Genomic DNA, 19,439 nt, shown 5'->3' with positions numbered 1-19,439 from the left:
TTTAAAACTTAACGAGTCGAGAAGGAATCTTTGAGGTGATGTAGAAATAGAGAACTATGACGAATTAAAGATGTCAGTTTTTGTGGACGCTGATGCCTGTCCCGTTAAAGATGAAGTATTGCAAGTATCACGGGAATACGGGATTCGCGTTGTCTTTGTTGCGTCTTATTCGCATTTTTCCCCTTCCGCTATAGGTCATTGGATATACGTCGATAGTGCCAAGGAATCAGCTGATATGTATATCGTCAATCATGTAGCAGAAAATGATGTAGCCATTACTGACGATTATGGACTGGCAGGTCTGCTCTTGCCTAAGCGTGTTTACGTGCTGACATCAAGGGGGAAAAGCATTCATGAGGGCAACATTACCCTTCACCTTAATCAGCGCTTTCTGTCTCAGAAGGCACGAATGGCTGGACAACGCTCGAAGGGACCTACGGCGATCAAGCAAAGTGACAAGGCTCATTTTGCGACAGCGTTAGACACATTGCTTGCAAAGCTAGCGAGTGCGGCAGATAGAGAAGCTGAGTAATTTCAGGCAGGTTGAAAACGTTAGTCAGCAGGAGTTCAGATTGATTGAAAACAGTTGTCTAATCTAAGCGCGAAGACTTGAGAGGAGCGGAGTTGCCATAAGGCAATGAGCACCGGACAAGGCAAAGCAACGAAGAAAGCGAGCGTTTGTCAACAGGAGGTCAGACTGATTGAAAACGTTTGTCTTTCAAGGCGCGAAGACTTGAGAGGAGCGGAGTTGCCATAAGGGCAATGAGCACCGGACAAGGCAAAGCAACGAAGAAAGCGAGCGTTAGTCAACAGGAGGTCAGACTGATTGAAAACGTTTGTCTTTCAAGGCGCGAAGACTTGAGAGGAGCGGAGTTGCCATAAGGCAATGAGCACCGGACAAGGCAAAGCAACGAAGAAAGCGAGCGTTTGTCAACAGTCTGAGGGGGGTGGTTTAATGGGGCAACGCATCCCTGATGAAACAGTTGAGGCTGTTCGTCAGTCGGTCGATATCGTTGATGTCATCGGGGATTATGTACAACTGAAAAAGCAAGGGAAAAATCATTTTGGGTTATGTCCTTTTCATGGAGAAAATACGCCGTCTTTCTCGGTGTCTGAGGACAAACAGATTTTTCATTGTTTTGGCTGTGGTGCTGGAGGAAATGTGTTTCAGTTTATGATGGATTATAAAGGGGTATCGTTTGCGGAGGCGGTCGAAATGATGGCCAGAAATACGTCTATCGCTCTCCCTGATAGGCCTCATAAACAAACAGAAAGAGAATCTCCGGAAACAACTAATGTACATGAGGCGTATGATTTAGTGACAAAACTTTATCACCACTTGTTACTGCATACAGATGAAGGCAAAGCGGCGCTCGCTTATTTAACGGATAGAGGCGTGACAAAAGAAACCATTCAGGCATTACGATTAGGCTATGCGCCAGAGTCGTGGCAGCTGACAACGCAATTCTTGGAAAAACGAGGGTTTGATTTAGCTCTTATGCAGCGTGCGGGTCTTGTTGGTTTTTCAGAGAACAAAACCCGTTACTTTGATCGTTTTAGGCATCGTGTTATGTTTCCAATTGCAAATCCACAAGGAGCGATTATGGCTTTTGGAGGAAGAGCGATTGGAAACGGGGATGAGCCCAAATATTTAAATACGACAGAGACCCCTTGGTTTGAAAAAGGAAAACAATTATATGGATTTTCAGAAGCACGCCCATTTATAAAAAAAGAACAAAAAGTGTTGCTAATGGAAGGAAATGTGGATGTTGTTACTGCGTACCAGGCGGGTTTTAAGCATGCTATTGCTACGCTGGGAACCGCGTTAACGAAGCATCAGGTGATGTTGTTGAAACGCATCACATCACAGGTCATCATCTGTTACGACGCTGATTCAGCAGGCTCAAAAGCCGCTGTAAGAGCGGGTGATCTTCTTGTTGAGAATGGTCTCGATGTAAGGGTTGCCTCGTTGCCCGACAACATGGATCCAGATGAATGTATTCGATCACATGGAACGGAGCATTTTAAGAATGAGGTTCTCGGAAACAGTTCGACGCTTACCGCGTTTAAAATGACCGAAGGAAGAAAAGGGAAAAACCTTCGAGATGAAGGAGAACGTCTAGCCTATATCGAACATGTTCTTAAGGATTTACTGCTTCTCGACAGTGAAGTCGAAAAAGATCACTATATTCGACAGCTTTCTGACGAATTTTCAATTGCTGATACGACGTTACGAAATGAAATTGAGCGATTGTCTAGGCAGACATCCTTTAAGACAGAGCAGCGAGAAACTCCAGAGAGAGAATGGAAAGGCACATCTCGTCCCGCAGTAAAATCACAATTAAGACCGGCATATGAGAATGCAGAGCGGTTTTTAATCGCTCATATGTTGAAAAGCGCCGACAATGCTGCCGTCGTTTACGAAAAACTTGGTGTTGCTTTTAACCTTGAAGAACACAGTGCTATTGTCACTTATCTATATGCTTTTTACGAAGAGAATGATCGTATTGATATCTCAAGATTTATTTCAGGTTTAAAAGACCAAAGGTTGGAAACCCTTGTATCTGAGCTTGCGATGCTTGAAATGAACGAGGTTATTTCCGAAAAAGAACTTAATGACTACATTCAGCAGGTGTTGAATCACCCTGAATGGTTAATGATAAATAAAAAAGAGCAACAAAAGCATGATGCGGAAAGACGTAAGGACTTTAAGATGGCTGCCCAAATCGGGCAAGAAATCATCGATCAAAAACGACGTTTGAAATCCCAAAGGTTATTATAGATTTAGTTTATATAAATGTAATTGTACTAAAGCAGGCCGAACATAGGAACACGGCTTCACTTTCTGGAAGGAGGCGGACGAATGGCTGAAAAATCAGCTCGTTCAAAAGAAGTTGAGGGTGAACTACTAACAGTAGATCAGGTGAAGGAGCAGCTTACCGAGCAAGGCAAAAAAAGAGGCTCTATCACTTATGAAGAAGTGGCTGAGAAAATGGCCGGCTTTGAATTGGAATCTTATCAAATGGATGAGTTCTATGAATACTTGGGGGAGCAGGGCATAGAAGTTAATGGCGAGTCAGAAGATGATCCAAACGTCCAACAGCTGTCTAAGGAGGAGGAATTTGATCTTAATGATTTAAGTGTGCCTCCAGGCGTTAAGATAAATGACCCTGTTCGTATGTATTTAAAAGAAATTGGTCGTGTGGATCTTCTTTCTGCAAAAGATGAAATTCAATTAGCAACCCGAATTGAGGCTGGAGATGAAGAGGCGAAACGACGCCTTGCAGAAGCAAACTTACGTCTCGTGGTGTCGATCGCTAAACGCTATGTAGGACGGGGAATGCTGTTTCTGGATCTCATTCAGGAAGGAAACATGGGTCTAATTAAAGCTGTAGAAAAATTTGACCACAGAAAAGGCTTTAAATTTAGCACCTATGCTACTTGGTGGATTCGTCAGGCCATTACTCGTGCCATCGCAGACCAGGCAAGAACCATTCGTATTCCTGTTCATATGGTTGAAACGATTAACAAGCTTGTTCGTGTACAAAGACAGCTTTTGCAAGATCTAGGACGAGAGCCTACACCTGAGGAAATTGCTCAAGAAATGGAGCTGACCTCTGATAAAGTGCGTGAAATCCTTAAAATTGCTCAAGAACCTGTATCTCTTGAAACGCCTATCGGTGAAGAGGATGACTCCCATTTAGGCGACTTTATTGAAGATCAGGAAGCAACGTCACCATCTGATGCAGCGGCCTATGAGCTTCTTAAAGAACAATTAGAGGATGTCCTTGATACATTGACAGATCGAGAAGAAAATGTTCTGCGCTTGCGTTTTGGGCTAGATGATGGACGAACACGTACATTGGAAGAGGTAGGGAAAGTGTTTGGTGTGACGCGCGAAAGAATCAGACAAATTGAAGCAAAAGCGCTTCGTAAGCTACGCCACCCAAGCCGGAGTAAGCGTCTAAAAGATTTCTTAGAATAAGGGATATGAAAAAAGAAAACTATTTGCTTCAACAGTTGAAATGCTGTTGGAGCAAATTAATTCTATAAGAGGAAGTTAGAAACATCCTACACTTATTTTACTGAATCTTATAGTGATTTGCAAATCACGTTGGCAGTTTTTACTCGTTCTTTTTCGACGAAAATCGCGATTGTTTCTATTAATTATCAATCTCCCCTTCCTCATCGGGGTGATTTTATTGTAAAATAAATGATGTGCAGTAATGGAAACGCTTTTGGTACTACATAAGGGGGAGCATCAATGAAAAATCCACTCATGCCATTTTTGACGATAGCGGTGCTTGGCATCATCTTAATTGTCGTCCTTTCCACGGTTGGTGTAAACCAGAATGCGGAAGGTGAAGGCGCTACGGAAGCAGCGACACCTGAGGAGATTTTTGCGCAAAATTGCGCAATGTGTCATGGGCAAAATCTCGAAGGGGCATCGGGACCGAACCTTCAACAGATTGGCAGCAAGTATTCAGTTGACGAAATTAAAGGCGTCATCCAAAATCCACCAAGTGCGGCAATGCCACCAAACCTCGTGTCAGGTGAGGAGCTTGATGTTTTGGCTGAATGGCTTGGTGAACAGAAGTAACCATTGAGAAAGGCAGATGACTGCCTTTTTCTTTTTTTGATTATAAGGGAAACGAGGGCGCGTCAAATGAATGATCATACATTGTCGAAACGTCTAGAGACGGTGGCTTCATATATTCCACTAGGGGCTCGCTTAGCCGATATTGGCTCCGACCATGCTTATCTTCCTGTCGTGTTAGTACAGCAAGATAAAATTCGTTCAGCCATTGCAGGTGAACTAAATGATGGGCCTTTTGCAGCGGCGAAAGCACAAGTATCCGCGCTTCATTTGGATGATAAAATTGATGTGCGACAAGGTGATGGATTATCCGTCCTGAAGAAAGGCGAAGTTGATTGTATTACAATCTGTGGCATGGGCGGCGTGCTCATTAAAACCATTCTTGAAGGCGAATCAGAGGTGCTTCCAGTTCCTAAAATGATCCTGCAACCAAATAATGGTGAACCAGCGCTGCGCTTTTGGCTTCAGCACAACCAGTACCGAATTGTTTCAGAAGAGATTATTGAGGAAAATGATAAACTGTATGAGGTTTTAATCGTTGAACCAGGCGATCAGGAGTTATCTGAGGAAGAGGTTTTATTCGGACCTTGTCTAATAAAGAACCCTACCAATCCTGTGTTCCAAAAAAAATGGCAGGATGAAGAAGGGAAAACCAAGCGTTTGTTACTCTCGTTGGATCAATCTGTGAATGATTCCTCCATTCAAGAAAAACGAGAGCAATTTACGAACAAACTTCGCATGATACAAGGAGTGATTCAATGAAAATCGCAGAGGCAGTCACGTCCATGGAAGCATGGGCAAAGCCTTCGTATGCCGTGGAGGGAGATCGCATTGGACTCCAGGTTGGCAATTCAGAAACTGAACTATCAGGCATCATTGTGACGCTAGATGTCACGATGGAGGTCGTTAAAGAAGCGATTAACGCAGGCGCGAATTTAATCATTGCTCACCACCCCTTTATATTTTCGCCTATTAAAACAGTAGATACGTCGACGTACCGAGGGAAATTATTGGTCGAGTTGCTTCAACATAACATCGCAGTTTACGTAGCCCATACAAATCTAGATATCGCGCCTGGCGGTGTAAATGATATGTTGGCGAACGCACTCGACCTTAAACAAACACGGGTCCTCGCAGAAACCTCTACAGAGAAGCTACACAAATTAATCATATTTGTGCCTGAGACACATACAGAGGACGTACACACTGCAATGGCAGCAGCAGGAGGGGGGGCATTAGGGAACTATAGCGCATGTGCATTTCAGACCTCTGGCGTAGGGATGTTTAAACCGAACGAAGAGGCGACACCTTATTTAGGCTCAGCTGGTGAGCTTGAGAAGGTGAGTGAAGTTCGTTTGGAAATGATTGTGCATGAGCCGGTCCTACAAAAAGTATTATCTGCAGCAAAAAAAGCCCACCCATATGAAGTGATGGCCTATGATTCTATAACGCTTGACGTGACAGGAGAAACGTACGGCCTTGGAAGAATCGGCATGTTAGAGAAACCACTTCCGTTTGGACAGTTTGCTGAACATGTGAAACGGTCCCTTCAAGTGCCCTTTGTAAGAACGGTAGGGGACCATGAACGACTGGTGCAAACCATCGCTGTTCTTGGTGGCGATGGCAATAAATACATCGGAGCTGCACAAGTTCAAGGTGCAGATGTTTATGTGACGGGTGATTTGTATTTCCACACAGCACAGGATGCGATGTACGAAGGCATGTTGCTTGTTGATCCGGGGCATCATGCAGAAAAGATCATGAAACATGGCGTGGCTCACTATTTAAAACAACAACTCCCATCCATCGCTATTGCAGCGTCCGAACACACATCAGAACCGTTTAACCTCTTGTAAGAAAACGGTGAGGCGGGACTAGTTCCAGGAAGGATTTGTTATGCTTTTAGTAAAAAAAACGTGCCAGTAATTGGCACGTTTTTTAAGCTTTTAAGACTGCCCTATATTGTTTACGCTTTTTTCTTTGGTCTTACTTTCGGCAGAATTCTATCCGTTTCTAACGTCCATTCTCGAGTCCATGTTGACTCGTCTTCCCAAGTAAAGGCTTCGAAGAAAGCAATGACCTCACGCACGACCGGTGTTGGCGTAGATGCGCCTGCCGTAACGGCCACTGTGTGCACATCTTTTAACCATTCTAACTGGATTTCAGTCAGGTCTGTCACACGATAGGCTGTTGTGCCGGCGATTTCCTCTGACACTTGAGCTAACCGGTTTGAGTTATTGCTCTTCGGGTCACCGACAACGATCGTTAGGTCTGCTTCCTTCGCTTGTTCGGCAACCGCTTCTTGGCGGACCTGAGTCGCTTTGCATATCTCCTTATGAAAAAGTGTCTGCGGATAGCGTTCCTGCACACGATTCGACACATCAATGACATCCCACTGACTCATCGTCGTCTGGTTCGTAATTAGAATTCGATCATTTTCTATGTTCAGTTCGTTGGCATCCTCAACAGTTTCAATTAGATGCACGGCATGAGGAGCTACGCCGACCGCACCCTCAGGCTCTGGGTGATGTTTTTTACCGATATACACAATGTCATACCCTTCAGCGGCCTTCTCACGTATAAGGTCATGGGTCACCGTCACATCTGGACATGTCGCATCTAATACGGTAAGTCCTTTGTCTGTCGCTTTTTTACGAACTGACGGGGAGACACCGTGTGCTGTAAAGATGACAGTACCTTCATTAATTTGTTCAAGCAAATCTTCGCGGCTGTCTCCATCTACTGTAATTATACCTTCAGCTTCAAATGCATCAGTAACATGCTTATTATGAACAATCATGCCGAGAATATAAATGGGTCTGGGGAGCGTTTTGTCCATTGATGCATTCTTCGCGATCACCATTGCATCAACAACACCGTAGCAGTACCCTCTTGGTGCAATTTTTATGACTTTCATTTGGTCTCCTCCTCTCCATCTCCTTTCATTATAAAGGAAAGGAAAGGGGTTTGACAAAACATCTATGCTTTTAAAGGGATAAGTGGTGTCAATGGATTGAGAGAGCAAGGTGTGGTACACTTTTGTTGGAATGAAACAGTGAGGTGAGTACGTTGAAAATTGGTTCACATGTATCCATGAGTGGAAAGAAAATGCTTCTCGGTTCTAGTGAAGAGGCAGCAAGCTATGGAGCGACGACTTTTATGATTTATACTGGTGCACCACAAAACACGCGCCGAAAGAAAATTGAAGAACTTAATATTGATGCAGGTCTCGCACATGCAAAAGAAAATGGGATTACTGATATTGTCGTGCATGCCCCATATATTATCAATCTTGGCAATGCTGTAAAACCAGAAACCTTTGAACTAGCTGTTTCTTTTTTGCGTGCAGAGATAGATCGCGCTCAGGCCATCGGAGCCAAGCAAATTGTATTGCATCCTGGTGCACACGTAAAAGAGGGAACAGATGTAGGAATTCAACAGATAATTAAAGGATTAAATGAAGTCATCTCGAATAAAGAAGAGGTACAAATCGCACTTGAGACGATGGCTGGTAAAGGATCGGAATGTGGAAAAACCTTTGAAGAGCTGGCCAAGATCATTGACGGTGTAGTGCATAATCAGCACTTGTCGGTTTGTTTTGATACATGCCATACCCATGACGCAGGCTATGATATCGTGAACGACTTCGATGGTGTGTTAAATCACTTTGATAAAATCATCGGAGTAGACCGATTAAAGGTTGTTCATGTAAATGATAGTAAAAATGAACAGGGTGCTGCTAAAGACCGGCATGAAAATATTGGTTTCGGGAAAATAGGATTTGCAGCGTTGGACAAAATCGTTAGCCATCCTCAATTAGCAGAGCTACCTAAAATACTTGAAACCCCATATGTCGGAGAGGATAAGAATAATAAGACAGCGCCATATAAGCTTGAAATTGAAATGCTTCGATCTCGTAAATTTAATCAAAACTTAAAAGAACAGCTACAATCTGAAGAAAGCATGTGACCAAAAAGGCCAACATGCTTTTTACTTACACGCATTTTTTATGATGAGCTTGTTAGTTTAACAAATAACTGCTCTAGCTGTGCAGCTGTAGATGGCCCAACGCGTTCAGAAATGGTCTTTAATAGCTTTGATCGTTGCTGTACGTCGTATACGTCAAGGTTCGGTTGCTGATGGAAAATCGTAGCGATTTTTTCCGCTTGTGGCTCTGTTAAGTTAATTTGATAATTTTTAGCATATTTTAATAATTCTTTAGGAGAAATTCGACGAAGCTTTTGGTTCACAATCTTTTTAACGAACATGTCACTCCTCCTTTCATATTGCCTTTTTATACGTATGAAAGGGGACTGAAGTTGATGAATGGAATGTATCGATAAATCATGTTAATATTCTGTTTAAGATTCGCATGACTGTTCCAAACGCTAGAAAGGGGGACTAGAAGTAGTGCATTCTCACGTTCAGGCCGATATAGATCATACAGTTTTTGATGAATTGTCACAGGAAATCCGTCTTGTGCTTGGTCCAAATGGAGAAGTGTTAAACCTAAACCATTGCGGCAAGAGGATATTCGGAGAGAAGACCTTTTCTTTTTTTCATTATTTTGAGGAAGAAGATAGGCAACAGGTGTTTCAATTTTTAAAAATGCTCACGTCATCACAAAAAGAGGACGAGCGCCACTCAACCTTTTCCTTTTCTCGCAATAATCTAAGATGTGATATGACCTTTAAAGGAAAGTGGGATGGTCATTTTATCTATCTGATCGGCAAAATGATTGAGCAAAAAGCGGAACATATTGCTCAAAGAAATGCAGGCTTCAATCATCTCCTGAGTCAGAACACGAACATATTTTTGAATTTTTTGGAAACTAAATTGGATTTAGCTGTGATCCTTCTTCGTGAAGATGATGAAATCCAATTTTGCAATGATCGGTTTGGGAAGTATCTTCAATTGGAGGCGCAGCATATCACAGGCAGTAGTGTGCATGCCCTTCAAACAAAGCATCCCTTAAAGGACACTTTAATTGAAATCGTCGAGGAAATACGATCAACTGGTTTGGTAAACGAACGCTATTATTACGAGGATGATGCTTTGTATCAGTTTCAAGGGTTGTATTTTCCTGAAGACGAAGGCATTCTTTTGCTTGTTCATGATCGTTCGTACCAGCAACGGTTTGAAAATTTACTGATCTATAAGCAGCAGATGGAATCCGTTTCACAGCTCGCGGCAGGTGTGGCGCACGAGCTAAGAAATCCATTGTCGGTCATAAGAGGCTTTTTACAGCTCTCTTCGTTAACGAACGATTGGACTAAATATTACAACACCATCTTGAGCGAATTAACGCGTATGAATGACATTATCGAAGATTTCCTATCAGTGTCTAGAAAAAAGATAAAAAAGCAAAAACAACTTCCTCATGCTATTTTTCAATCACTCGTGTACATTATTCGCTCTGAATGCCTTTTACATAATATTACGTTCGAATACCATATCGAAAAAACAGATGCGTATGTGGATGTAAATGAGGCGATGATAAAGCAAGTTTTGTTGAATCTTCTTCGCAATACCATTGAGGTGTACGAAGAGAAAAAAGACAATCGCCGGTTCGTATTGCACACGAAAGTGATGGAAAATAGGCACTATCAGATCGTTATCCAGGATTTCGGTAAAGGGATGGAAAAAGAAGTCCTCGAACAATTGGGGAAACCGTTTTTTACAACAAAAGAAAAAGGCAATGGTATAGGGATTCCGCTTTGTAAAAAAATTGTGGAAAATCATGAAGGAGAGTTTTTTGTCGAGAGTGAGCTTGAGAAGGGGACAAAAATTACGTTTACACTGCCACTTACTGTAGATGAGGGGGAGTAGCGCACCTTGAAGCTTGAAAGCATTGCTGACTTAGGCTAAGATAGGCGTCATGGACAAGGAGGGATGTCGATGCAGTCGAAACGCACAAATATGCCAACAATGTTCATGATGCTTCTTGCGATCATAATGTGTGCTGGCGTGACGTTTTATTTTTCTCAGAAAGTCACGTTACTTAACAAAGAAGTGTCTGCATTAGAGCAAAATGTATCTGAAAAAAAACAGCTGCTTGATAATTATTCAATTAGCCCAGAGATGATAAAAACATACGTGAGCAAAGAGCGAAGCGGAAGCATGAACGGGTACGAAGAATGGGCGCAGGCAGTCACATTGGCTGAAAGCTTGTATAAGAAAAGTGATGGGCAATTTAAAAAAGAATGGGGATTGTTCCTTTTTCAAGAAGCAAAGCGATACGATATTGATCCCTATGTCGTGTTTGAGTTGCTCTCAGTTGAGACAGGTGGGACGTTTAATCCATCGCTTACTGGACCTCAAACGCAGTATGGCAGAGCTTATGGCATGTCGCAATTCATGAAAAATACCGCCCCTTGGATTGCGGAAATGGCCAATCTAACGTATAAAGACGAGCTGTTGTTTGATCCGCTGTATTCCATTCAATTGTCAATTGTTTATTTGGATTTTCTACATGAACGTTATGGAAACTGGGATCAGGCATTAACGGCCTATCATCGTGGTATATTTGGAATGCACTCTTATGTAAGAGAAAATGGAAGTGCCAAAAGCTGGTACGCGACAAAAATACAAACAGAGGCTGCCGCTCATTAAAGTCTTTAAAACATGACTTTTCTATTGTTTCGTATAAGGAATCCCTTCTATGTGCGTCGCATTTGAAGGGTTTTTTCTTTCGTTGAGATGCTATGGAACAATGATGCGCTTAGACAAGATCCTCATCAATTTACTTCTCAGCTATTATTCGCTATAATATCTGAGTGGTAAATCGGAATAATTCTTACTTAAGATTGAATCATCTTAGCAATTTATAGAGAGGTGGGCGACTGTGAATACGACGCCTGTGTTATCAATCGACCAGCTGTCCTTTCGGTACAATGATGTTGACGTATTGCGTAATATCTCATTAACGATACCAGACGGGGCATTTATGGCATTAGTAGGTCCTAACGGGTCAGGGAAATCTACATTGATTAAATTGATTCTCAATCTTTTGCCGTCATCGGCACGTTCCCAAATACAGCTTTTTGGCGTATCAGCTCCAAAGTTTAAAGAGTGGAATAAGGTCGGTTATATTTCTCAGAAAGCGAATAGCTTTAACTCAGGTTTTCCTGCGACAGTTAGAGAAGTTGTCTCTATGGGACTCGTCTCTAAGGTAGGTTTTTTTCAATTTATGAATAAAGCCAATCGACAGAGAATAGAAGAGGCCGTTGAAGCTGTAGATATGACAAGCTTCATTGATAAAAATATTGCGTTGTTATCCGGCGGCCAACAGCAACGTGTGTTTATTGCGCGCGCATTGGTAAGTGACCCAAAGTTATTGATTTTGGATGAGCCTACGGTTGGTGTAGATGCAGCTCATGTCGATTCCTTTTATCGCTTGTTGGAAACCTTAAACAAAGACAAAGGGATGACATTGCTCATGGTCTCTCATGATATAGGGACGATGACAAAAAAAGCCACTCATTTGGCATGCCTTAATCGAGAACTGCACTTTCATGGAGAAATGGACACATTTAACAAGCTGGACGATGAGGTGCTCTCCCAATTTTACGGTCACGCTGTCCATGCCGTATCTCATGATCATGGAGGTCTGGCATGATTGAAAATATTGTTCGATTTGAATTCCTGCAAAATGCGTTTTTGACGGGTATTATGATTGGTTTCCTTGCGCCGTTCCTTGGTGTATTTATTGTTGTACGGCGGCTCTCCTTAATCGCTGATGCCCTTTCTCACATTACATTAGCTGGCATTGCAGCTGGGCTGTTGATCCAAGCAAAGGTAGCGTTTGTTACAGCGTTTAATCCGCTGTATACAGCCTTACTATTTTCCGTCATTGGCTCGTTGCTTATCGAAAAGCTTCGAAGCTTGTATGCCTCTTTTCAAGAATTATCCATACCGATTATTTTATCAGGTGGCATTGGATTAAGTGTTATTTTTATTTCGCTTGCCAATGGATTCAATCAGGATTTATTTTATTACCTCTTTGGGAGTATTAATGCAATTTCACGAAGTGACATGTGGACTGTATTTGCGATTCTCATCGTCGTGTCTAGCGTATTGGTGTTTTTATATAAGGAGCTTGTGTTCCTTTCATTTGACGAAGAACATGCCAAAGCTTCAGGAATGCCTACGAAAAAAGTTCATTTTGTATTCATCGTTATTGTTGCCCTCGTCATAGCGGCGAGTATGAGAATTGTTGGAATTATGCTCGTTTCTGCTTTAATGACACTACCGGTGGCGACCAGTATACGAATTGCAAAAGGCTTCAAAGAAACGATTGTCCTATCGATTGTTTTCGGTGAGCTTGCGGTTGTCGGCGGGTTAGTAGCTGCGTATTACCTCGAGCTTCCCTCGGGTGGAACGATCGTTATGGTGTCAATTGCATTGCTTTGTATCGTTTTATTGTGGAAAAAAGTGAAATTGATGTTCGTGGCAAAAACGGCGCAAATCGATTAATTTCCCAGCATAGGCTAGGCTCGCTAGTTGCATACTATAACTGCTCTTCAGAAAAGAGGAGGTGTTAGGTGTGCATAATGATGATAGAAGGCACGATGAAGGTTTTGAGGACATCCGCGCAGACGATGCAGCAGATCGTTCTTATCTAGAGGAAACCGCTACAGAAGCCTCCTTTGATGGTATCGATCGAGATCGTAATCGAGATCAAGACAGTATAGATGATGATCGAGAGCGTTCCACAAATACAGACTCGAATGCGGTTGGCTTAAGCGGTCTTGCTTTGGCACTTTCCCTTTTGGCTCTGTTTGTGCTCCCGCTGATTCTCGGTGCTGCAGGTATTATCATCGGTTTCATCTCTCGCAGACGAGGCGCTGGTGCAATGGCTCTATGGGCTATTGGTTTAGGTGTTGTTGCTGTGCTCATTAGTTTGTTTTTTGCACCGTTCATATAGAGCTTATGACAAACGTTTGCTTTCGTCGGTGCTTTGTCTCATCTGACGCTCATTGCCTACAATGCGGTAATGAGCGCCTTCCAAGTGCCTCAAAAGCCGTGAGCAAAGTCTTGTTTGAACATTAAAAAGCTTGACACATAGTGTCAAGCTTTTAATGTTTCTTCTTTTTTTGCTTCTTCTTTTAATCGATGTGCTTCAGCTAAAATATCAATTTCTTTTTTAAGCTCCTCAACCATTTGGTCCTCGGGTACTTTACGGACCGTTTCACCATGGCGGAAGAGAAGGCCTTCACCACGTGCTCCAGCAATGCCGATGTCAGCCTCACGTGCTTCACCTGGACCATTTACTGCACAGCCTAATACAGCAACTTTAATTGGGGCTTTAATTTTTGAAATGTACTCTTCAACCTCGTTAGCGATTGAGATTAAGTCGATTTCGATTCGCCCGCACGTTGGACATGAAATTAATGTCGCAGCGTTTGATGCAAGTCCAAAGCTCTTTAAAAGTTCTCTTGCCACTTTTACCTCTTCTACGGGATCCGCAGACAAGGAAACGCGCAGCGTATTTCCGATTCCTTTGCTAAGAAGGATGCCTAAGCCAGCAGCGCTCTTTACAGTTCCAGAAAATAAGGTTCCTGATTCAGTGATGCCTAAATGCAATGGGTAATCAAAGGCCTTAGCTGCTTTTTCATAGGCTTCGACAGCGAGGCCCACATCAGAAGCTTTCATGGACACAATGATGTCATGGAAATCAAGGTCCTCTAGAATTTTAATGTGATGCAATGCACTTTCGACCATCCCATCGGCGGTAGGGTAACCGTACTTTTCAAGAATCCCCCGTTCAAGCGAACCTGCATTTACTCCAATTCGGATGGGGATGTTTTTTTCTTTAGCTGCGTTTACCACAAGCTCCACTTTGTCGCGTTTTCCGATATTTCCTGGGTTGATTCGGATTTTATCTGCGCCGCCTTCAATTGCTTTCAACGCCAATTTGTAATTAAAATGGATGTCGACAACTAGCGGAATATTGATTTGTTTTTTAATATCAGCGATGGCATTTGCTGCTCTTTCATCAGGGCAAGCAACGCGAACAATCTGACATCCAGCCTCTTCCAAACGATGAATTTCTGCGACAGTGGCTTCGACATCATGTGTTTTTGTTGTCGTCATGCTTTGAATGAAAAGTTCATTTGAACCACCAATCGTTACATTTCCTACCTTAACAGGTCTCGTATTTTTACGATGAACTAATTCGCTCATTGTATCATCTCTCCTCTATTAAACCATCCGTATCACGAACAGTCTCCCAACTAATCTCATTGTAACAAGACCAATTTTAAAAAGACAAGAAAAAGTACCTAATTCCTAAAAAGTACTTCATTATTGATTGTATAATGGAAACCGATAGACTTCACCAGCTTCAATTGTGTTCACGGGTGACTGGTTTAAGGCGATAAAGTCCTCTGAAATTTGTTCAATGGGCACTGGTATTTGATTGTCATGCAGACTTTCGATAATCCCGAGAACGGTATCACCAGGTTTAACCATATGTTCTATATAAGTGTTGTTTTCTTCAGAACGCGTACTTGGGAGTAACTCGTCTTGTTGGAGGACATCAACGGTTTCCCAGTTGCCAACAGATTGTGTGCTTGGTATTGTCCCGCTTCGAAAGTCATAAACAATGGCATAGATGATCGCAAAGCTCAACACAACGACGATAAATTGTTTCATTTCGCTTCATCCTCTTTTCGTGATCTCTACCATCACTATATGGTAGAAGAGGACAAGGTATGTCATAATGTAAAAGGAACGCAAAATAGTCCAGATTTAGTGAAACTTTATCAACTTTAATTCGTATACTAAAGTAGAGGGAACGTTTTATAAATAGAAGGACTTATACACGTAACTGAAAGGTGGTGAAGACAATGCTCCTGGATTATGTGTTTATTGGGATGGCAGTTATCCTTTTTGCGACGATGTTTATTTTAGGAGAAATCCTCGTTAAAACACGCGGTATTTTAGGTGCAATTGGTCTTTTGTTGATGCTGCTTTACTTTAGCTACCATGTGTCAGGGGGAGCGCTCGTCTGGATGGTTGCCATTTATATTATTGGCATCGCTCTTATATTAATTGACGGAAAGCTTCTCAATGACGGGACATTAGCCATTATCGGCACACTTATGATGATCGTTGCCATTGCTGTGCCTTCTCCATCATTAACCTATGGTGTCGCAGTAACCATTGGTATGATGATTGGTGTCGCAGGCGCATTATTTCTTCTTAAAGTTTTTCCAAAGCGGAATGTATGGTCTAAGCTCGCACTCAAAGATCGTTTGACGAGTGAAGCCGGCTATAATTCAATAAATCTGTCTTATAAAGAACTCGTTGGAAAAGAAGGAATGACGATGACTGACTTTCGCCCCATTGGCACGGTTCGCATTAACGAGACCGACTATAGTGCAGTGTCTTCTGGACAATGGATCAAGCAACAGACAACAGTGAATGTTGTTGCTGTGGATGGGACGAAAATAGTCGTGAAGCCTCAAACGGAAGAATCAATAATTCAGGAATAAGTTAAAGCTGCCTGTCAGTTGGTTATACACGGCTGACAGGCAGCTTTTTTATGGCGAGAAACATCATAGATATCGTTACGAATACGCCACCTAGCCCAAAAAGGGGTTGTCCTATGACGCTGCCAATAAGGTAAAGAAACGTTCCTAAGGGCAATGTAAAGGCGCTCATCGACCATGCTTGTGTATAAGAGCTGCGTTTTTTCTTCATAACGGTGGAGAAAAGCTGGCTGGATAAAGCGAGTCCACTCGATGCGAGCACTAGGAACATAAAACAAAGAACAAAGGTGATTACAAAACTAGCAACATACAGTAAGACGATATTTTCTTGGACAAAACGCAGTGCATTCTGACCGTCTTCTTCAGTGAAAATGCGTTGAGGAAAGGTTGAATAATCCACCGACATTGACAGATACTCAGAATGAATTGTAAATTGGGTAGAATCAAGAAACAATGCTGGTGTTATTGAATCTTCTGATGGCGATGACCGTTTGACAAGACTATTGTCAGGGGCTGAAAAATCTTCGAGAAACCCGTCAACGCTTTTCCAGCGGATGCTTTCTGAAGATAACGCATGAGAAACGTCATTTACCCATGCTGATAAGGAAAATGATAAAATACTGCCGTAAAGAAGGGCGAACAAAGCAGAGAGCGTGAGTAATAAACGAAGCGCGTTTCCAATGCCCCGAACCCGCATTGCGGCAATAAAGGCAGGCGACGTAACGCTTTTTCGTAGTTGAAAGAACAAACGTTTCATGAATGGATCTCCTCAAGGTTCACATACTTTTTTATCTATAGTTCATTTTACGCACGACATGACACAACATCAAGCATAGAAACAAGATATCATTATAGAAGCGAGGTGGCACCGTTTTTTAAGGCAGTTATATAAAAAACGGACGGATATTGGATATTGTCGGTTGGATTCTAATTTCAATTTTATTTCTATTAGGGTATCTCAGTTTCATCTACCCGGTACTCCCAGGCATTCTCTTTGTGATCGCAGGCCTATTTCTTTATGGATTTTGGTTTTCTTTTGCGCCGTTTGGCATTGTTTATTGGGTGCTACAGGCAAGTATAGTTGCCTTGATTTTTTTAGCAGATTGGGCGGCCACTTATTTTGGAGTGAAAAAATGGGGAGGGTCGAAAGCAGCAATTAATGGAAGCTTAATTGGCATGCTTATTGGTCCATTCGTCATCCCGGCTGTTGGACTGTTTGTGGGTCCGTTTGCTGGTGCAGTTATTGGGGAGCTTATTGTGCATAGAGGTCCTTTTTTGAAGGCATTAAAAATTGGGGTAGGTTCATTGCTAGGATTTATCGCAGGATCACTTGCCAAATTCGTTCTGCAAACCATCATGATTGTCCTGCTTTTTGTTTGGATTTTTATATAGAAAAAGATTGCAACACGAAAACAAGCATGGTATATTGTTCTAGTGATCCTTTAAAAAAGGGTTGACTTGAGAGATTATTACTTGTATAATTTCTAATGTCTTTTCATTGTGGCGGTGTAGCTCAGCTGGCTAGAGCGTACGGTTCATACCCGTGAGGTCGGGGGTTCGATCCCCTCCGCCGCTATGCTTTTATATGTAACTGGACCCTTAGCTCAGCTGGTTAGAGCCATCGGCTCATAACCGATCGGTCGCAGGTTCGAGTCCTGCAGGGTCCACCAGTTGTACGGAGGAATACCCAAGTCTGGCTGAAGGGATCGGTCTTGAAAACCGACAGGCGGGTCAAACCGCGCGGGGGTTCGAATCCCTCTTCCTCCTCCATAATTTATATGGCACATGAATCAAGCCTCTTGAAGGCTTTTTTTATTTGTGTTAAATCATATAAGAAACTCGTGCTAGACGGAATTGATTAAAGCTAGAATGGTTCGTCTTATTTTAAAGATCGTCTTTTAGTAACTAAGTGGATCTCTACGCTTTTAATAACTAGAGGATCCCTCTTCAATTCAATTCAAATCAAATCATAAAAAATGAATGGGTCATTAAAAGCAGCCACTAGCGAGGACTCCTACGGCAAAAAAATCACGACGAAGCTTTTTGAGTCGATGATGCACTTGTGCACTTTAGGGTGAAAGCGAGCGTATGGCAGCTTTTATAAAAAGTAGGACTAGTCGAACGAGTCGCTTGTCGCTACAATAAACGTAAGCGATTACAATTAAGGAGGGTTTTTATGAATCATCGTGTCATTGTTGTTGGGTGTGGTGGGATGGCAAACAAATGGGTAGACTATGCCATCGAGAGAACCAATGTGTCGATTGTAGCTCTTGTCGATGTGTTTATCGAGAATGCAATCAAAATGCGAGACGCACACAATTTGGATGTTCCGGTGTTTGAATCACTCACAGATGCCATTGCACAAACAGAAGCAACACTTGTTTTTGATGTAACCATTCCTGCTAGTCATAAGGATGTTAGTTCAGAAGCAATGAGAATGAACTTAAACGTCTTTGGTGAAAAGCCAATGGCTGAGTCATTTGAAGATGCAAACAGTGTCTTAGCATTATCGGCAAAACAGAAGCAGACGTATTCAGTAATGCAAAATCGCCGCTATGATAAGCATATTCGTGGCTTACAGAAGGCTCTTGATCAACAGCTTATTGGACCTGTAGGAGCTGTACACGCTGACTTTTTTCTAGGTCCACACTTTGGTGGGTTCAGGGAAGCGATGCTGCATCCTTTAATTATTGATATGGCGATTCATACGTTCGATCAGGCACGCTTGATTTGTAACGCTGACCCTGTGTCTGTTTACTGTCACGAGTTTAACACGCCAGGATCGTGGTATGACGGGAATGCTTCTGCCGTTTGTATTTTTGAGATGGATAATGGCATTGTCTTTACATATCGAGGTTCGTGGAGCTCAATTGGTGCAGGGACATCGTGGCAATCGGAGTGGCGGATTCAAGGTTCAAAAGGAACTGCCTTATGGAATGGGGAGAAAGAGCTTTTTGCCGACGTTAAACAATTGAAGGAAAATAAGGAGGGGGACTTCCTTGATGAGATCGTTCATGTGCCTATTCAAGCAGATGTGTCACGACGAGAAGGGCATGAAGGGTGTTTAGATGAAATGTTTCAGGCGTTAGAAGAAGGGCGTCTAGCGGAGACCGACTGTACCTCTAATATTAAAAGCATGGCCATGGTTTTTGGGGCGATAAAAAGTGCTAAAGAAGGTAAGAAGGTATTGTTGACAGGAACCCACTTAGAAGTATAACAATTTTCTGCTTGTAGGATGAAGGTAGAAAATCACTAAATTTGTAAAACCTTTTGTGTTGAACGCATTTAGAAAAGGAATTCGACTACAAAACGGTGAACTAGTAAATGGAACCGCTTTTATAGGGAAC

At 42.4% G+C, this 19,439-nt stretch carries 20 protein-coding genes and 3 tRNA genes; 18 read left to right on the top strand and 5 right to left on the bottom strand.

The annotated features are described in order from the left end of the window. The first annotated feature begins 70 nt into the window (after positions 1-70). From EV213_RS05950 to EV213_RS05925, 6 genes are all read left to right on the top strand, one after another. A complete protein-coding gene (locus EV213_RS05950) occupies positions 71-532 on the top strand; it encodes a YaiI/YqxD family protein (protein WP_133579575.1) in 462 nt (153 codons plus the stop codon). Between the two features lie 423 nt (positions 533-955). Next, positions 956-2,782: a DNA primase gene (dnaG, locus tag EV213_RS05945; protein ID WP_133579611.1), complete on the top strand. Its 1,827-nt coding sequence runs from the start codon at positions 956-958 to the stop codon at positions 2,780-2,782. An 81-nt stretch (positions 2,783-2,863) separates the two neighbouring features. Continuing rightward, on the top strand, positions 2,864-3,985 hold the full coding sequence (gene rpoD, locus EV213_RS05940) for an RNA polymerase sigma factor RpoD (RefSeq protein WP_133579574.1): 1,122 nt from the start codon (positions 2,864-2,866) through the stop codon (positions 3,983-3,985). Positions 3,986-4,264: 279 nt separating this feature from the next. After that, positions 4,265-4,600 (top strand): c-type cytochrome, encoded by a 336-nt coding sequence (locus EV213_RS05935; protein WP_133579573.1) that lies wholly within the window; start codon positions 4,265-4,267, stop codon positions 4,598-4,600. Positions 4,601-4,666: 66 nt separating this feature from the next. After that, positions 4,667-5,359: a tRNA (adenine(22)-N(1))-methyltransferase gene (locus tag EV213_RS05930; protein WP_133579572.1), complete on the top strand. Its 693-nt coding sequence runs from the start codon at positions 4,667-4,669 to the stop codon at positions 5,357-5,359. Further along, complete coding sequence (locus tag EV213_RS05925; RefSeq protein WP_133579571.1) at positions 5,356-6,453, top strand: Nif3-like dinuclear metal center hexameric protein; 1,098 nt, start codon at positions 5,356-5,358, stop codon at positions 6,451-6,453. Before EV213_RS05930 ends, EV213_RS05925 begins: the two co-directional genes overlap by 4 nt. A gap of 110 nt (positions 6,454-6,563) precedes the next feature. Here EV213_RS05925 and EV213_RS05920 read toward each other — a convergent pair whose 3' ends face one another. Further along, a complete protein-coding gene (locus EV213_RS05920; protein WP_133579570.1) occupies positions 6,564-7,514 on the bottom strand; it encodes a 4-hydroxy-3-methylbut-2-enyl diphosphate reductase in 951 nt (316 codons plus the stop codon). Between the two features lie 152 nt (positions 7,515-7,666). Between EV213_RS05920 and EV213_RS05915 the strand changes: the two genes are divergently transcribed. Beyond that, positions 7,667-8,566, top strand: a complete 900-nt coding sequence (locus tag EV213_RS05915) for a deoxyribonuclease IV (protein WP_279512751.1) — start codon at positions 7,667-7,669, stop codon at positions 8,564-8,566. A gap of 38 nt (positions 8,567-8,604) precedes the next feature. Here the strand turns inward: EV213_RS05915 and EV213_RS05910 are convergent, their stop codons facing one another. Continuing rightward, positions 8,605-8,865 carry a DUF2624 family protein gene (locus EV213_RS05910; protein ID WP_133579569.1) on the bottom strand — a complete coding sequence of 87 codons (261 nt, stop codon included), beginning with the start codon at positions 8,863-8,865 and terminating at the stop codon, positions 8,605-8,607. Positions 8,866-9,007: 142 nt separating this feature from the next. Between EV213_RS05910 and EV213_RS05905 the strand changes: the two genes are divergently transcribed. The 5 genes from EV213_RS05905 to EV213_RS05885 all read left to right on the top strand — a co-directional run bounded on the left by EV213_RS05905 (position 9,008) and on the right by EV213_RS05885 (position 13,523). After that, positions 9,008-10,426 carry a two-component system sensor histidine kinase NtrB gene (locus EV213_RS05905; RefSeq protein WP_133579568.1) on the top strand — a complete coding sequence of 473 codons (1,419 nt, stop codon included), beginning with the start codon at positions 9,008-9,010 and terminating at the stop codon, positions 10,424-10,426. A gap of 69 nt (positions 10,427-10,495) precedes the next feature. Next, complete coding sequence (locus tag EV213_RS05900) at positions 10,496-11,209, top strand: transglycosylase SLT domain-containing protein (RefSeq protein ID WP_243739995.1); 714 nt, start codon at positions 10,496-10,498, stop codon at positions 11,207-11,209. A gap of 232 nt (positions 11,210-11,441) precedes the next feature. Continuing rightward, the gene (locus EV213_RS05895) at positions 11,442-12,215 is read left to right on the top strand and encodes a metal ABC transporter ATP-binding protein (protein WP_133579567.1); all 774 of its coding nucleotides are present in this window, start codon (positions 11,442-11,444) and stop codon (positions 12,213-12,215) included. Continuing rightward, positions 12,212-13,072 carry a metal ABC transporter permease gene (locus tag EV213_RS05890; protein ID WP_133579566.1) on the top strand — a complete coding sequence of 287 codons (861 nt, stop codon included), beginning with the start codon at positions 12,212-12,214 and terminating at the stop codon, positions 13,070-13,072. The genes EV213_RS05895 and EV213_RS05890 overlap by 4 nt, the downstream gene beginning before the upstream one ends. Positions 13,073-13,142: 70 nt before the next feature. Next, the gene (locus EV213_RS05885) at positions 13,143-13,523 is read left to right on the top strand and encodes a DUF4190 domain-containing protein (RefSeq protein WP_133579565.1); all 381 of its coding nucleotides are present in this window, start codon (positions 13,143-13,145) and stop codon (positions 13,521-13,523) included. A 143-nt stretch (positions 13,524-13,666) separates the two neighbouring features. Here EV213_RS05885 and ispG read toward each other — a convergent pair whose 3' ends face one another. Together ispG and EV213_RS05875 are read right to left on the bottom strand one after the other, a co-directional pair. Continuing rightward, on the bottom strand, positions 13,667-14,782 hold the full coding sequence (gene ispG / locus EV213_RS05880; RefSeq protein ID WP_133579564.1) for a flavodoxin-dependent (E)-4-hydroxy-3-methylbut-2-enyl-diphosphate synthase: 1,116 nt from the start codon (positions 14,780-14,782) through the stop codon (positions 13,667-13,669). Positions 14,783-14,902: 120 nt separating this feature from the next. Next, positions 14,903-15,253, bottom strand: a complete 351-nt coding sequence (locus EV213_RS05875) for a hypothetical protein (RefSeq protein WP_133579563.1) — start codon at positions 15,251-15,253, stop codon at positions 14,903-14,905. 194 nt (positions 15,254-15,447) lie between these two features. Here EV213_RS05875 and EV213_RS05870 point away from each other — a divergent pair, with 194 nt between their 5' ends. After that, positions 15,448-16,095, top strand: coding sequence for an NfeD family protein (locus EV213_RS05870; protein ID WP_133579562.1), 648 nt, complete (start codon positions 15,448-15,450; stop codon positions 16,093-16,095). 22 nt (positions 16,096-16,117) lie between these two features. On the opposite strand, the gene EV213_RS05865 is transcribed toward EV213_RS05870, so the two are convergent. Then, positions 16,118-16,849, bottom strand: a complete 732-nt coding sequence (locus EV213_RS05865; protein WP_133579561.1) for a DUF1189 family protein — start codon at positions 16,847-16,849, stop codon at positions 16,118-16,120. A 149-nt stretch (positions 16,850-16,998) separates the two neighbouring features. Between EV213_RS05865 and EV213_RS05860 the strand changes: the two genes are divergently transcribed. From EV213_RS05860 to EV213_RS05840, 5 genes are all read left to right on the top strand, one after another. Then, positions 16,999-17,484: a DUF456 domain-containing protein gene (locus EV213_RS05860; RefSeq protein ID WP_133579560.1), complete on the top strand. Its 486-nt coding sequence runs from the start codon at positions 16,999-17,001 to the stop codon at positions 17,482-17,484. Between the two features lie 110 nt (positions 17,485-17,594). Then, a tRNA-Met gene (locus EV213_RS05855) sits at positions 17,595-17,668 on the top strand. Between the two features lie 17 nt (positions 17,669-17,685). After that, a tRNA-Ile gene (locus EV213_RS05850) sits at positions 17,686-17,762 on the top strand. A gap of 7 nt (positions 17,763-17,769) precedes the next feature. After that, positions 17,770-17,862 (top strand) — tRNA-Ser (locus EV213_RS05845). A gap of 406 nt (positions 17,863-18,268) precedes the next feature. After that, positions 18,269-19,309: a Gfo/Idh/MocA family protein gene (locus tag EV213_RS05840; RefSeq protein WP_133579559.1), complete on the top strand. Its 1,041-nt coding sequence runs from the start codon at positions 18,269-18,271 to the stop codon at positions 19,307-19,309. Positions 19,310-19,439: the final 130 nt, after the last annotated feature.

This window comes from Aureibacillus halotolerans (genome assembly GCF_004363045.1).
GTDB classification, from domain to species: domain Bacteria; phylum Bacillota; class Bacilli; order Bacillales; family DSM-28697; genus Aureibacillus; species Aureibacillus halotolerans.
The sequence above is the reverse complement of the archived record's forward strand: the minus strand, read 5'-3'. Positions and strand labels throughout refer to the sequence as shown.